This is a genomic window from Embleya scabrispora, assembly GCF_002024165.1.
Taxonomy (GTDB): domain Bacteria; phylum Actinomycetota; class Actinomycetes; order Streptomycetales; family Streptomycetaceae; genus Embleya; species Embleya scabrispora_A.
On the sequence record NZ_MWQN01000001.1, the window covers coordinates 6817603 to 6831231 of the forward strand.

Below are 13629 nucleotides of genomic sequence, written 5' to 3' on the forward strand. Positions count from 1 at the left end.
GTCGGTCGGGTCGGGAGGTGGCGGCGTGGAGATCTGGCTCAATCCGGCGTGTTCGAAGTGTCGGGCCGCCGTGGACGTGTTGGACGCGGAAGGTGCCTCCTACACCGTGCGGCGGTATCTGGAGGAGCCGCCGTCCGCGGCGGAGATCGAGGCGGTACTCGGGCGGTTGGGGCTGGAGCCGTGGGACATCACCCGCCTCGGGGAGGCGGTCGCCGGGGAGCTCGGCATCGCCGAGTGGGGGCGCGAGGCCGGGGATCGGGCGCGTTGGGTCGCGGCGTTGGCGGCGCATCCGGTCTTGATCCAGCGGCCGATCATCACCGCCGACGACGGTCACGCGGTGGTGGGACGCAGCCCCGACGCGGTGCGGTCCGTTCTCGGGGGAGGGGCGACGTTCGGCGGGGTGAGTGGAAAATAGGGGGACATGCGTTGGAAGTGGGGTGATTTGGGATGATCACGCCATAACGTAGCGTCATGATCCTCTCGGTGGCCTCGTACTTCGTGGTCGCGGCGATCGCTCCGTGGCTGGTCCGCCTCCTCGGGCGCAACGCCTTCGTGGTGCTCGCCGCGCTGCCGGTCGCGACCACCGGCTGGGCGCTCGCCCGGGCCGGCTCGGTGTTCGACGGCCGCGCCTTGGTCGAGTCGCGGGCGTGGATTCCCCGGCACGGGGTTTCGCTGGCCTTCCGGTGCGATGCCCTGGCGCTGCTGATGGTCTTCCTCGCGGCGGGTGTGGGCGTACTCGTACTCGTCTATTGCGCGCGCTACTTCGACGACGACGAGCCGGGGCTCGGCGTGTTCGCCGGGGTCCTGGTCGCCTTCGCCGGCGCGATGATCGGGCTGGTCACCACCGACGACCTGATCCTGCTGTACGTGTTCTGGGAGTTGACCACGGTCTTCTCCTACCTCCTGATCGGCCACCGCAGCGAGCACCGGGGTTCGCGCCGGGCCGCGATGCAGGCGCTGACCATCACCACCTTCGGCGGCCTGGCGATGCTGGTCGGGCTGATCCTGCTCGGCGAGCGGGCCGGCACCTACCGGCTCTCCGAGATCCTGGCCGATCCGCCCGGCGGCCCGCTCGTGACCACCTCGATCGTGCTGGTCCTGGTCGGCGCGCTGGCCAAGTCGGCGATCGTGCCGTTCGGATCCTGGCTGCCCGCCGCCATGGCGGCGCCCACCCCGGTCAGCGCCTACCTGCACGCGGCCGCGATGGTCAAGGCCGGCGTGTACCTGATCGCCCGGCTCGCCCCGGGATTCGCCGAACTCGCGCCCTGGCGGCCGATCGTCCTGATCACCGGCTGCGCCACGCTGCTCCTGGCCGGGTGGCGCGCGCTGCGCGAGAACGACCTGAAACGCGTCCTCGCCTACGGCACGGTCAGCCAACTCGGCCTGCTCACCGTGGTCACCGGTGCCGGCAACCGGGACGCGGCGCTCGCCGGCATCGCGATACTGGTCGCACACGCCCTGTTCAAGGCCACCCTTTTCCTCGTGGTCGGCATCATCGACCACGGCGCCGGCACCCGCGACCTGCGCCGACTCTCCGGCCTGGCCCGCGCCATGCCGATCACCTGCCTGGTCGCGGTGGTCGCGGCGCTGTCCATGGCCGGACTGCCGCCGATGGCCGGGTTCGTCGCCAAGGAGGCGGTGTACGAGGCGTTCCTGCACCGGGGCCGGGCGGACACCGTCGTGCTCGGTGCCCTGGTCGCCGGATCGGCGCTGACCGCCGGCTACAGCCTGCGCTTCGTGTGGGGCGCGTTCGCCCGCAAGCACGGCGTGCCCACCACCGCGTGCGCGCCCCTGGGCGGACTGCTCCTCGCCCCGGCCCTGGTGCTCGGCGCGAGCTGCCTCGGGCTCGGCTTCGCGGCGCGCTCGCTCGACCACTGGATCTCCTCGTACGCCGACCTGTTCCCGGCCGGCGGCACCGACTACCACCTGGCCGTGTGGCACGGCCCCGGCATCGCGCTGTACCTGTCCATCGCCGCGGTCTGCCTGGGCATCGCGCTGTTCCTGGCCCGCGAGCCGGTGACGCGGGTACAACTGCTCACCGCGCGAGTCGAGCCCTCGCGGCTGTACGACCTGCTCGTGCGCGGCGTCGACCGGGGCGCGTTGCAACTGACCGGCACCACGCAGCGCGGCTCGATGCCGGTCTACGTCGGGGTGATCCTGCTCAGCCTGATCGCCCTCACCGCCGGCGCCGCGCTCGGCCGACTCCCGCTGCCCCTCCCGGACACGCCACGCTGGTGGGACTCGGCCGCGCAGGTCGTGGTCGCCCTCCTGGTCGTGTCCGCCGCGCTGATCGCCGCCGGCACCCGGGGCAGGCTGCCCGCCGTGCTGCTCGTCGGCGTCACCGGCTACGGCTGCGCGACGTTGTTCGTCCTCCAGGGCGCCCCCGACCTCGCGCTCACCCAGGCCCTGGTGGAGACGGTCAGCCTGGTGGTGTTCCTGCTGGTGCTGCGCCGACTGCCCAGCCGCTTCCACGACACCACCCGGCCCGTGCGCCGCGCCGTGCACATCGTGATCGCGGTGCTGACCGGCGGCGTGCTCGCGAGCGTCGCGGTGTCGGCGTTCGCCGCGCGGACCCGGCCCCCGGTGTCCGACGTGTTCGCCGCCGCGGCCGAGGAGGCCGGGGGCAAGGAGATCGTCAGCGTGCTGCTCGTGGACATCCGGGCCTGGGACACGATGGGCGAGATCGCGGTGCTCGCGGTCGCCGCGATCGGGGTGACCAGTCTGATCTTCGTGCGCCGGACCCGGGAGTTGCCCCGACTCGCCGACCGCGCCCCCGACGCGCCGCCGCTGCCCGGAGGCGGCGACGACACGCATCCGGGGCACGAACCCGAGCCGGAGCCCGAACCGGCAGGCCGACTCGTCGCCGCCCGCACGCTCGCCCCCGGGCGGCGCACGGTCCTGTTCGAGGTGGTCGCCCGGGTGGCCTTCCCGACCGTACTCGTGCTCTCCCTCTACTTCCTGTTCAGCGGCCACTCCACGCCGGGCGGCGGCTTCGCGGGCGGGATCACCGCCGGACTCGCGCTCCTGGTGCGCTACCTCGCGGGCGGCCGGTACGAGCTGGCCGAAGCCGCGCCGCTGCCCGCCGGGCGGCTCCTGGGCACCGGCCTGGTGGTCTCCGCCGGCGCCGCCCTGATCGGCCTGATCGTCGGCGGCGCGCCGCTGCGCAGCACCGTGCTCGACGCCGATCTGCCGGTGTTCGGCGGCGTGCACATCGCGACCTCCGTGTTCTTCGACATCGGCGTCTACCTCCTCGTGGTCGGCCTCGTGCAGGACGTACTGAGCGCATTGGGCGCGGAGTTGGACCGGCGCATCGAACAGACCCGCGACCCCGACGCCGAACGGACGGTGATCGTATGAAAAGCCCCACCCTGATCCTGGTGCTCACCGCGGCGGTCCTGGTCGGCGTCGGGGTGTACCTGATCCTCGAACGCAGCCTCACCCGCGTACTCCTCGGCGTGGTGCTGATCGGCAACGGAGCCAACCTGATCGTGCTCTGCGGCGGCGGCCGCGCGGGCGGCGCGCCGGTGATCGGCGTGACGCCCCCGGGCCGGATGAACGACCCGCTGCCGCAGGCGATGGTGCTGACCGCGATCGTGATCACCCTCGCGGTGACCGCGTTCGTGTTGTCGATGGCGCATCGGCACTGGGAGTTGACCGGGACCGACGAGATCCAGGACGACGCCGAGGACCTGCGCGTGGTGCGCCGCGCCGAACGCGGCGACCTGCGGGCCGAACACCGGCGACTGCGGCGCGAGTTGCGCGAGCAGACGGCGGCGCGGCGGGCGGTGGTGCGCAGGCTCGCGGTCGAGGCGCGGGCCGGCTACGCGGCCGAGTGCCGGCGGCTCGGCGTGGACGAGCGCGGGCACGGCGGGCGGCCCGAGGAGCAGCGGATCGCCCGCGAGCGGCGCGCCGAGCTGCGCCTGCGGCTGCGGGGGATCGAGTCCGAACACCGGGTCCAGCAGCGCGAGTTGCGCAGCCGCTTCCGGGCCGCGCGGCGCGAGTTGAACCGGCAGGCGCGGGCCGAGCGGGCGGCCGTGGCGCGGGCGGACGGCGTGGTGGACGCGGTGCCGGACACCGAGTTTCCGCGCGGGGCCACCGCGATCGGGTCCGGCCACGGTGCGACGGCGTTCCGGGCGGGCGGGGGCGGCGACCAGGTCGGGAACGAGCCGCTCCGATGAATTCCCTGGTCCCGCTGCCCGTGCTGCTGCCGCTGTTCGGCGCGGGCCTCAAGCTGGCCATCGGCGGCCGGCTGCCGCGGGGCCAGCGGGTGATCAGCGTCGGCGTGTTGACCGCCGTACTCGGCGTGGCCGTCGCGCTGCTCGTGTCGGCCGACCGGAACGGTCCGGTGGTGGCGCGGATGGCCGGCTGGCCCGCGCCGACCGGCATCGTGCTGGTGGCGGACCGGCTCTCCGCGCTGATGCTGGGAGTCTCCTGCGCGGTCACCCTGGGCGTGCTGATCTACTCCATCGGCCAGGGACGCGCGGACGCGGACGAGGCCACGCCCCTGTCGGTGTTCCACCCCACCTACCTGATCCTGGTCGCCGGCGTGGCCGACGCGTTCCTGGCGGGCGACCTGTTCAACCTGTACGTGGGCTTCGAGGTGCTGCTCGCGGCCAGCTACGTGTTGTTGACCGTCGGCGGCACCGCCGCGCGGGTGCGCGCGGGCGCCGGCTATGTGGTGGTGGGCCTGCTGTCCTCGCTGGTGTTCCTGGCCGCGATCGCGATGGTGTACGCGGCCACGGGCACGGTCAATCTGGCCCAGCTGGCGATCCGGCTGCCCGAGGTGGACCCCGGGGTGCGGCTGGTCCTGGAATCGATACTGCTGATCGGATTCGGGGTCAAGGCGGCGGTGTTCCCGCTGTCCGCGTGGTTGCCCGACGCGTACCCGACCGCTCCCGCGCCGGTCACCGCGGTGTTCGCCGGACTGCTGACCAAGGTCGGGGTGTACGCGATCATCCGGGTGCAGACGCTGCTGTTCCCGGACGGGCGGATGCGCGAACTGCTGCTCGTGGTCGCCGCGGCGACGATGATCGTGGGCATCCTGGGCGCGATCGTGCAGAGCGACCTGAACCGGTTGTTGTCGTTCACGCTGATCAGCCACATCGGCTACATGGTGTTCGGGATCGCCCTCGCCAGTGCCGCGGGCCTGGCCGGGGCGGTGTTCTACGCGGTTCACCACATCACCGTGCAGACCTCGCTGTTCCTGGTCGCCGGGCTGATCGAGCGGCGCGGCGGAAGCACCGACCTGGGCCGGCTCGGCGGTCTGGCCCGGATGTCACCGGTGCTCGCGGTGTTGTTCTTCGTGCCCGCGATGAACCTCGGCGGGATTCCGCCGCTGTCCGGATTCCTGGGCAAGTGGCTGCTGTTGCGCGCGGGCGCGGAGTTCGGCACGGTCACTTCGTACGTGCTGATCGGCGCGGCGGTGGCGACCAGCCTGCTCACGCTGTACGCGATGGCCCGGGTGTGGGGGCAGGTGTTCGGCGGAACGAGCGACCACTCGGGGGCGACCGCCTACTCCTCGGGCGCGAGCCTGAGCGGGCGCGACGTCGCGGCGACCACGAGTGTGCTGCCGCGCGCGATGACGCTGGCGACGTTTGCGCTGGTCGCGGTGGGGGTGGCCTTCACCGTGTGGGCCGGCCCGCTGGTCGCGCTGGCCGATCGTACGGGGGCCGAACTGGTCGGCCGCACCGCCTATGTCGACGCCGTCCCGCTGCCGGGCGGCGTGCACCGCGGCGGAGGCCGATGAACGCCGGCCGGGTCGACGCCGTGCGCCGGCGGCGTATCCCACCGCTGCTCGTGCTGTGGCTGACCGCCGTGTGGGTGGCGCTGTGGGGCACCCTGACGGTGGCCAACGTGCTCACCGGGGTGGTGTCCGCGGTGCTCATGCTCGTTCTGCTGCCGCTGTCGCCGGCGCGGGATCGACTCGCCTTCCGGCCCTGGGGGTTGGTGCGCTTCGTGCTGCGCTTCGTGCTCGACCTCGTGGTGTCCTCGCTGCGGGTCGCGTGGCAGGCGCTGTGGCCGGGGAGGTTGCCGCGCAATTCGGTGCTCGCGGTGGAACTGGCGCCGCGCTCCGACCTGTTGCTCACCCTCACCGTGCTGGCCCTGAACGTGCTGCCGGGCAGCATCGTGATCGAGATCGGTCGGGGCCGGCAGACCACGCTGTTCATCCACGCGCTCGGCGCCGACACACCGGCGGCGGTGGCGGCGGCCCGCCGCGCGGTGGTGCGGTTGGCGGCCCGGGTGGTCGGCGCGTTCGGGACCCGCGCGGACCGCGCCGGCCTGGAGGATCCGTCCCTGTCCGCTCGAACTCCCGAGGAGCACCCATGAATCCACTCGTCGGCGGCGCCGTGCTCGTGCTGCTCGGCTCGGCCGCGCTGATGGCGCTGATCCGATTGGTGCGCGGGCCGTCCACGCTGGACCGGGCGGTGGCGGTGGACATGCTGCTCGCGGTGATGTTGGCCGCGATCGCGGCCGAGGCAACGCTGAACCGGCACACCACCACCGTCCCGGTGCTGCTCGCGCTCGCCCTGGTCGGCTTCCTGGGCTCGGTGTCGATCGTGCGCTTCTCCGCCCGGGAGAGGAACCGACGTGCGCGTGGGTGAGTTCGCCGACGGCGCGGCGGTGGGCTGCCTGCTCGCGGGCTGCGCGCTCGCCTTCGTCGCGGGAGTGGGCCTGTTGCGCTTCCCGGACACCCTGTCGCGGATGCACACCGTGGCCAAGCCGCAGGTGCTCGGGCTGCTCCTGGTCACCCTCGGACTCGGCCTGCGGCTGCGCAGCGGGATCGACGTCGGGATGCTGGTGATGGTGGCGTTCTTCCAACTGACCACGGTCCCGGTGGCCACCCACCTGGTGGGCCACGCGGTATACCGCCTGCCGCACCTGCCGACGGGCGACCTCGTCGTCGACGAACTGGCGGACCACCCCGACCCGGCGGGTTGATCCGGACGGTGCCCCGGCGGTGTCGTGCGGTCGGATGATCGACGGATGCTCGCGTTTCACTCCGATGGCCGGGGTTGGTGCGTCGGTTCGGTGGATACCCGGGACGAGACAACCGTGCCGGGCGCCGCCATCCGAGAAAGGAATCCACGATGAATCCCGAACCCCGCGAGGCAGCCGGCCGGTCCGGGTCCGATCCTGCCCCGAACGGCGGTTGAGTCGTGGCGGAGCGGGTGGCGGTGGTGGCGGTCGGCGGGCACGAGAGCGCGCACGGCGCGGCGTTGCCGGGACTGCTCGGCCCCGAGGTGACCTCGGTGGCCGTCGGCCGGCAGACGCACCGGGCGGTGTCGGCCCTGCTGGGCGGCGGGGCGGAGCGGGTGTGTGTGGTGCCGATGACGCTGGGCCGGGACGCCGGGCTGGTCGGGCAGACCGCGCGGACGCTGCGTGCGCTGCCGGCGGCGGAGCGCTCGCGGGTGGTGCTCGGCCGGCCGTTCGGCGCCGCCGGGCAGTTGATCGGGTGGTTGCGCGCGGCGGCGGCGCGGGTGCCCGCGCGGGCGGCGATCCTGGTCACCGCGCCGGCGGGGGAACCGGACGAGGACGCGGAACTGTACCGGCTGGCCCGGCTGGTGTGGCAGTACGGCACCCACCGGATCGTCGAGGTCGCGCTGATCGGCGGCGACCCGGACCTGGGCCGGGCCCTGGAGCGCTGCCGCGTGCTCGGCGCGGCCCGTACCGTCGCGATCCCCGCCTCGTTCGTGCTGCCGGCGGTGCCCGGCGTGGCCCCGCTGCTGTCGCAGGCGACAGCGGCCGGCATCCTCGCCGCCCGGGTCGGCCGGGCCCTGGAGCGCTTCGACACACACCCCGCCGACGGCCTCGTCGCCGCCGACCGGTGTCTCCTCGACGAGGCGCCCGATCACGAGGCGGTGTCCGCCGCCGCACGCTTCCCGGTGGCCTGACCGAGGGCGGTTACCGCGCCGATCCGGCCGAGGCGGAGTGGGTGCGGAAGAGGGCGAGGGTGGCCGGGCACTGGGAGTGCAGGGGGGTGGGCGGGGCGTCGGGGGAGAACCAGGCCAGGGCGTCGAACTTGTGGGGTTCGCCGATGATCGCCCGCTGCGGGTCGACGCGGACCGCGAAGACGACCGCGACCCAGTGCGACGCGATCGGGTCGCCGCGCAGGACGTTGCGGGCGCCCAGCGGCTCGATGGACAGCGGCTCGGTGCCGTACTCCTCGCGCACCTCGCGGGTGACCGCCTCCTCGAACGTCTCGCCCCACTCCAGCGCGCCGGCGCCGGTGTCCCACGTGCCCGGCTCGTCCCGGGCGGCGGCCGCCCGGCGGGCCAACAGCACCCGCCCGACGCCGTCGTGGCAGACGAAGACGCAGGACACCGAGGGCCCGGCGGGCCGGTCCCGGCTCCGGTCGGCGGCCATCAGAAGTACCGGAGCAGGTCGGGGAACGCCGCCAGGGTGAGCACCCGTTCGTCGTGCGGGTCCAGATCGCTCTGCTCCAGGACCCAGGTGTGCGCGTTCGGGATGAACACCGCGCCCAGGCCCGCGCCGCGCGCGGGCAGGATGTCCGACTTGGGGGAGTTGCCGATCATCCACGTGGTTTCCGGCATCAGCCCGTGGGCGCGCACCAGGTCGACGTACGTGTCGACGCCCTTCTCCGGCACGATGTGCGTGCTGCGGAAGTGGTGGGCCAGCGCGGAGGCGTCGATCTTGCGCTGCTGCTCCTCGGTGTCGCCCTTGGTCAGCAGCATCAGATCGTGCCGGGCGCCGAGCGCGGTGAGCGTCTCCACCACGCCGGGCACCAGTTCCATCCGGTCCTCCAGGAGTGCGACCGCCAACGTGTCGATGTGTCGCAGCTCCTCCTCGGTGGCGGAGCGCGCGTACAGCCGTTCCAGCGTCTCGCCCAGGCTCCGCAGGAACATCTTGCTGCCGTAGCCGTGGGTGATCGCGTTCGCGGCCTCCACGTCGTCGAGGATCGCCCGGATCTGGGTCCGGTCCAGGGTGGGATGGGCGACCCAGTCGAGGTAGTTCTCGATGACCCGCTCGAACAGGATGTTGTTCTCCCACAGGGTGTCGTCCGCATCGAAGATCAGGACCTGACGAGGGGAGTCCGCTGTGGTGTGCATGGTTCGATTCGTCTCTGTCCGGTCGGCGATACGGCGCCGATCATCCTAGAGCCGGACCCCGCGCACGATCATCGGGTTATCTCCTCGGCCGGCGGATTTCGGACAGTGCTCTCGTTCGGCTCCGCGAGCAGTTCCCGGGCCCGCTGTGCCGCCGCCGCGGCCAGCCGTTCCAGCTCGCCGGCCGGGATGCCCGGGGCGGGGGCGACGCGCAGCGGCGCGGCGGGTTCGCGCACCGGCGGCGGGTCGGCCGGGAGGGCGACGAGCGCACGGTACGCCGCGCGCGCCTCGATCCCGGCCGCGTCGCCCGGTTTCGCGGCCGGACGCGGCCGCCGCGCACGCAACCGCTCCAGCACGGCCGGCTCGTCCCGGCCGCGCATCAGCAACAACACGAACGGGTCCGCGTCCAGCAGCCAGGCCGTCTGATAGCCCAGTGCGGCGCCGTGCAGACACGGCAACTCCCAATCGGGGCAGTCGCATTCGTGATCCAGCTCGTCCATGCCCGGCAGCAGGGACACGTCCGCGTCCGCGGCGGCGGCCACCAACTCGCGCGACAACTCCCGCTCCAGGAGCGCGGCCAGGTGCCCGGCCTCGGCGGCCACCTGGTCGAGCAGGCGCTCCCAGCGCGCGTCGTCCAGCGGTTCGATCCGGACATCGGTGCGGTACGACGTGCCGTCGGCGTCGCACACGCGCGCGGTGATCCGGCCCGGTGCGATCGTGATCGGCCCGACCCGGCCGGAAACGGCGCACGCGCGGCCCTTGCGCAGCAGCCGGCCGTCCAGCGCGGCGTGTTCGAGGGCTTCCGTCCAGGCGCGGCCCCACCAGGTCCGGCCCGCGACGCCGTGGGCGGCGCGCGGGGCGAAGGCGGGGAAGGCGCGGGCCGACGCGGCGGCGGTCATCGGGCGCTCCTCAGCTGGACCAGGTCGGCGAGTTCGGTGTCGGAGAGTTCGGTCAGCGCGGTCTCGCCGTGGGCGAGCACGGAGTCGGCGAGCGCGCGCTTGTCCCGCAACATCTCGGCGATCCGGTCCTCGATGGTGCCCTCGGCGATGAACCGGTGCACCTGCACGGGTCGGGTCTGCCCGATCCGGTACGCCCGGTCGGTGGCCTGCTCCTCCACCGCCGGGTTCCACCAGCGGTCGTAGTGCACGACGTGGTCGGCGCGGGTGAGGTTGAGCCCGGTGCCCGCGGCCTTGAGGGAGAGCAGGAAGACCGGGACCCGACCCTCCTGGAAACGGGTGACCAGCGCGTCGCGGCGGGCCACCGAGGTCCCGCCGTGCAGGAGTTGGTTGCCGATGCCGCGGGCGGTCAGGTGGGTGCGCAGCAGTCGAGCCATGGCCACGTACTGGGTGAACACCAGCACCGAGCCGTCCTCGGCCAGGATGGTGTCCAGCAACTCGTCGAGCAGTTCGAGTTTGCCGGAGCGGCCCGCGAGGCGGGGCTCGGGCTCCTTGAGATATTGCGCCGGGTGGTTGCAGATCTGCTTCAGGCCCGTGAGCAGCTTGACGATGCGCCCGCGCCGGGCCATGTCGGAGCCGGCCGCGTCGAGTTCGGCCATCGCCTCGCGCACGGCCGCCTCGTACAGTCCGACCTGCTCGCGGGTGAGCGCGACCGGCTGGTCGGTCTCGGTCTTGGCGGGCAGTTCGGGTGCGATGCCCGGGTCGGACTTGCGGCGGCGGAGCAGGAACGGCGCGACCAGCCTGGCCAGTCGCTCGGCGGTGGGCCCGTCGCGGTCCGCCTCCACCGGCTTGGTCCAGCGCCGGCGGAAGGTGCTCGCGGTGCCGAGCAGGCCCGGGGTGGTCCAGTCCAGGATCGCCCACAGCTCGGTCAGCCGGTTCTCCACGGGCGTGCCGGTGAGCGCGATCCTGGCCCGCGCCGGGATGCGGCGCAGTGCCTTGGCGGTGGCGGAGGTGTGGTTCTTGACGTGTTGCGCCTCGTCGGCGACCACCAGGCCCCACGGCACCGCGGCCAGGCGGGCCGCGTCCAGGCGCATCGTGCCGTAGGTGGTGAGGACGAACCCGGTGGTGAGGTCGTCGAGGCTGCGGGCGCCGCCGTGGAAGCGGCGCACCGGTGTGCCCGGCGCGAAACGGGTGATCTCCCGCTCCCAGTTGCCGAGCAGCGACGCGGGGCACACCACCAGGGTCGGCGCGGCGCCGGCCGGGTCCTCGGGATCGGCCGCGCGGTGCAGGTGCAGCGCGATCAGGGTGATCGTCTTGCCCAGGCCCATGTCGTCGGCGAGGCAACCGCCCAGGCCCAGCGAGGTCATCCGGTCCAGCCAGCGCAGTCCGCGCAGCTGGTAGTCGCGCAGCGTCGCGGCGAGCGCGGCGGGCGCGCCGATCGGCTCGCCGCCGCCGTCCGGGTCGGCGATCCGCGCGCGCAGCTCGTCCAGCCACGCCGAGGTGCCCACCTCGATGCGCTTGCCGCCCACCTCGATGCCGCCGGTCAGTGCGCCGGTCAGGGCCTCGATCGGGGTGAGCGGCTTGATCGAACGATTGCGGGCCTTGGCCATCAGGGCGGGATCGACCAGTACCCAGCGGTCGCGCAGGCGCACCACCGGGCGGTGCGACTCGGCCAGTGCGTCCAGTTCGGCGGCGGTCAACGTGGCGTCGCCGAGCGCGAGTTGCCAGTCGAAGCCGAGCGGGGTGTCGCCGCCGAGGAAGGCGCGCAGGTCCCGGGGCGCGTGGTCGTGGGCGCCGATCACGGCCCGGGCGGTGAGGTCGCGGACGAGGTCGCGGGGCCAGTGCACCTCGACGCCGGCGGCGGCGAGTCGGGCGGTCGGGGCGCCGAGCAGGGTGCCCAGGTCGTCGTCGGCGACCACTACGCGGTCCGGGACGCTCGCGGTCAGCAGCGGCTCCAGGGCGGGCCAGATCCGGGCCGCCCGACGCAGCGCGATCAGTACGTCGGGCCGGGCCCCCTCGCCGAAGCGCGCGTCGGTGCCGGTCCACAGCGTGTCGGCGTCGACCACGGTGGTCGGATCGGCGAGCGAGTGCGCCTGGACGACCGCCACGAACGGCGCGCGCTCCACGTCGTTGCTCTCCAGCCGCAGCGAGATCCGGACGCCCCGGTCGTGTCCGGCCGCCACCCGGTCCGACCAGGGGCGCAGCGCGGGCAACTTCCGCACGGCGGGAGCGGCGAACGCGCCGTCCCCCGCGTGCGGCCCGGCGGCGGTGCGCGGCATGGTGTCGGCGACCGCGTCCAGGAAGGCCCGGACCAGCGGCGTCGCCGCCGGGAGCAGGGTGCCGCCGTCGGTCGGGATCGCCCGCGCCGCGCCGGGCATCGCGTCGGCCAGCGCCCGCACCCGCTCGACGTCGGCGGCATCCAGCGGACCGGCTCGCCACGCGTCGTGGTCGGCGGCGGAGAGTCCGGGCAACATGCGTCCGCGCGCCACCAGTTGCAGGGCGAGCACGGTGGCCGCGCCCCAGAACGCGGCGGCCGGATGCGCGTCGGGGACGCGTCGGGCCCGGGAGAGCACCCGGATCGCGTCGGTGACGGGCAGCCGTACGGCGGGGTGGGTGTGGGCCGCGCCGTCGGCGTCGAGCACGGTGATCGTGTCCGGGCCGTCCTCGTGCGGCCAGAACACGACGGTGCCGGCGCGGGGTGGATCGGCGGGCGCGAAGGTGGCCGCGTGGCGGGTCGGGTCGAGCGGGGGGTGCGGGGTGCGGGTGGCGATGTCCGTTACTCCTGGGGTGCCGGGGGTGCGGCGGCGGGTCGCCGCGAGCGGATCAGGTTCTCGATGCCGTCCAGGACCAAGCGCAGGCCCAACTCGAAGCCCGCGTCGGGGGCCTGGTCGTAGACGCCGGCCTCCCACACCCGGGTGAGGGTGGGGAAGCGGGTGGGCCGGATCAGTTGTTCCAGATAGGGGGTGCTCTCCGCCCACCAGTCGTCGTAGCCGGCGCCGCCGGCGAGCGCGTCCCGACCGACGTCGACGGTCACCTGGGCGACACCTCGCACGTAGGCGTCGACGAGGCCGACGACGTGCGCCATCTCGGCGTCGGACAACCCGAGGTCGGCGACCGTGCGCAGTCCCGCCTCGCCCCGGGCGGTGAGTCGCGGGCCCATCAGCAGCAGCCCGGGTCCCCACAGGCGCACCACCCACGGATGTCGGTGGGCCAACTCCCGGTCGGCGCGGGCGCGCTGTTCGAGCGCCGCGCGCCAGCCGATCCCGGTCGCGTCGGGCAGGGCGGACTCGCCCAGCACGGTGTCGAACATGACGTGCAGCAGCTCGGCCTTGCCCGGCACGTAGGTGTAGAGCGACATGGTGCCGACGCCGAGGCGTTCGGCGACCGCGCGCATCGACAACGCGTCGAGCCCGTCGGCGTCGGCGAGCTCGATCGCGGCGCGGACGACACGATCCACGGTCAGCCCCTGCTTCGGCCCCCGGGTGGGCCCGTCGCCCGTGCGCCACAACAGCGCGAGCGTACGCGCGGGATCCGCGCGCCCACCCCGTTCGCGTGCCACTCGTACGCCCTTCGCCGGAAACTCCGTATGGCGTACCGTACGCTATGCGGAGTGGTTCCGTACAGCGTACCGAGTTATTTTTTTCGGTCGGCGGTCGGCGGTCGGCGGT

Annotated in this window: 13 protein-coding genes; 8 read left to right on the plus strand and 5 right to left on the minus strand. The window is 73.7% G+C overall.

Annotation, left to right across the window (positions count from 1 at the left end; all coding sequences use genetic code 11):
* The first annotated feature begins 25 nt into the window (after positions 1-25).
* The 8 genes from B4N89_RS29925 to B4N89_RS29960 all read left to right on the plus strand — a co-directional run bounded on the left by B4N89_RS29925 (position 26) and on the right by B4N89_RS29960 (position 7892).
* Positions 26-415, plus strand: a complete 390-nt coding sequence (locus tag B4N89_RS29925) for an arsenate reductase family protein (protein ID WP_078978874.1) — start codon at positions 26-28, stop codon at positions 413-415.
* A 56-nt stretch (positions 416-471) separates the two neighbouring features.
* The gene (locus B4N89_RS29930) at positions 472-3357 is read left to right on the plus strand and encodes a Na+/H+ antiporter subunit A (protein WP_078978875.1); all 2886 of its coding nucleotides are present in this window, start codon (positions 472-474) and stop codon (positions 3355-3357) included.
* A complete protein-coding gene (locus tag B4N89_RS51745) occupies positions 3354-4178 on the plus strand; it encodes a Na(+)/H(+) antiporter subunit C (protein WP_078978876.1) in 825 nt (274 codons plus the stop codon). The genes B4N89_RS29930 and B4N89_RS51745 overlap by 4 nt, the downstream gene beginning before the upstream one ends.
* Positions 4175-5746 carry a Na+/H+ antiporter subunit D gene (locus B4N89_RS29940; protein ID WP_078978877.1) on the plus strand — a complete coding sequence of 524 codons (1572 nt, stop codon included), beginning with the start codon at positions 4175-4177 and terminating at the stop codon, positions 5744-5746. Before B4N89_RS51745 ends, B4N89_RS29940 begins: the two co-directional genes overlap by 4 nt.
* A complete protein-coding gene (locus B4N89_RS29945) occupies positions 5743-6327 on the plus strand; it encodes a Na+/H+ antiporter subunit E (RefSeq protein ID WP_078978878.1) in 585 nt (194 codons plus the stop codon). Before B4N89_RS29940 ends, B4N89_RS29945 begins: the two co-directional genes overlap by 4 nt.
* The gene (locus B4N89_RS29950; protein ID WP_078978879.1) at positions 6324-6602 is read left to right on the plus strand and encodes a monovalent cation/H+ antiporter complex subunit F; all 279 of its coding nucleotides are present in this window, start codon (positions 6324-6326) and stop codon (positions 6600-6602) included. Before B4N89_RS29945 ends, B4N89_RS29950 begins: the two co-directional genes overlap by 4 nt.
* Positions 6589-6939 (plus strand): cation:proton antiporter, encoded by a 351-nt coding sequence (locus B4N89_RS29955; RefSeq protein ID WP_078978880.1) that lies wholly within the window; start codon positions 6589-6591, stop codon positions 6937-6939. The genes B4N89_RS29950 and B4N89_RS29955 overlap by 14 nt, the downstream gene beginning before the upstream one ends.
* A 218-nt stretch (positions 6940-7157) precedes the next feature.
* Positions 7158-7892 (plus strand): hypothetical protein, encoded by a 735-nt coding sequence (locus B4N89_RS29960; protein ID WP_078978881.1) that lies wholly within the window; start codon positions 7158-7160, stop codon positions 7890-7892.
* A 10-nt stretch (positions 7893-7902) separates the two neighbouring features.
* Here the strand turns inward: B4N89_RS29960 and B4N89_RS29965 are convergent, their stop codons facing one another.
* From B4N89_RS29965 to B4N89_RS29985, 5 genes are all read right to left on the minus strand, one after another.
* Positions 7903-8364, minus strand: coding sequence for an NUDIX domain-containing protein (locus B4N89_RS29965; protein WP_078978882.1), 462 nt, complete (start codon positions 8362-8364; stop codon positions 7903-7905).
* Entirely contained in the window at positions 8364-9068 is a 705-nt protein-coding gene (locus B4N89_RS29970) for an HAD family hydrolase (protein WP_078978883.1), read from the minus strand. The genes B4N89_RS29965 and B4N89_RS29970 overlap by 1 nt, the downstream gene beginning before the upstream one ends.
* Before the next feature lie 68 nt (positions 9069-9136).
* Complete coding sequence (locus B4N89_RS29975) at positions 9137-9964, minus strand: hypothetical protein (protein ID WP_078978884.1); 828 nt, start codon at positions 9962-9964, stop codon at positions 9137-9139.
* Positions 9961-12642: a DEAD/DEAH box helicase gene (locus B4N89_RS29980; RefSeq protein ID WP_101897212.1), complete on the minus strand. Its 2682-nt coding sequence runs from the start codon at positions 12640-12642 to the stop codon at positions 9961-9963. The genes B4N89_RS29975 and B4N89_RS29980 overlap by 4 nt, the downstream gene beginning before the upstream one ends.
* 95 nt (positions 12643-12737) lie before the next feature.
* Positions 12738-13520 carry a TetR/AcrR family transcriptional regulator gene (locus B4N89_RS29985; RefSeq protein ID WP_078978885.1) on the minus strand — a complete coding sequence of 261 codons (783 nt, stop codon included), beginning with the start codon at positions 13518-13520 and terminating at the stop codon, positions 12738-12740.
* Positions 13521-13629 lie beyond the last annotated feature (109 nt).